The sequence below is a fragment of the Psychrobacter sp. 1Y4 genome (genome assembly GCF_051847555.1).
Map to the genome: position 1 here is coordinate 1 of NZ_JBPYDE010000735.1, position 634 is coordinate 634.

1 protein-coding gene is annotated in these 634 nt (G+C 43.8%); it reads left to right on the forward strand.

All coding sequences use genetic code 11. The features are described from left to right. Positions 1-562: ribose-5-phosphate isomerase RpiA (rpiA, locus tag ACS8FC_RS18605; RefSeq protein ID WP_439297881.1), on the forward strand; the 562-nt coding region annotated here is incomplete at its 5' end. Between the last annotated feature and the right edge of the window lie 72 nt (positions 563-634).

A 634-nucleotide genomic window follows, 5' to 3' on the forward strand; every position in this document is an offset into this window, starting at 1 on the left:
CAACTGTTTGATTGAGTTGTTGCCACAAGTGAAGCTTGCTGGTGCTGTCGCTAGCTCACAGGTGACGGAAGACAAACTTCGCGCGCTTGGTATCGAAATAGTCGATTTAAACTTTGCTGGCACGCTCGATGTTTATATTGATGGTGCTGATGAAGTCAATGAGCACTTGCAACTTATCAAAGGCGGTGGCGGTGCATTGACTCGCGAAAAGATTGTGGCAGCAGCTTCAAACAAGTTCGTTTGTATGGTCGATGAGAGTAAAAGCGTTGAGATATTAGGTCGCGCGTTTCCAGTGCCAATTGAAGTCTTACCACAAGCGCGCTCGTATGTAGCTCGCCAATTGGCTAAATTGGGCGGTGAGCCTGTCTATCGTGAAGACTTTGTCACTGATTATGGTAATGTCATTCTAGCCACCTATGATTTAGATGTGAGCAATCCAATTGCGCTCGAAAAAGAGCTAAATAATATCGTAGGTGTGGTCTGTAATGGTATCTTTGCAGCAAACCAAGCAGACGTTCTGTTGAAAGCAGGTGCTAATGGTGTGACAACGCTCACGCGTTAATTCATATCCATACGCTTGCTAAAAATTGAATAATAAAAAAGGCAGACTAATATATAGTCTGCCTTTTTTGTG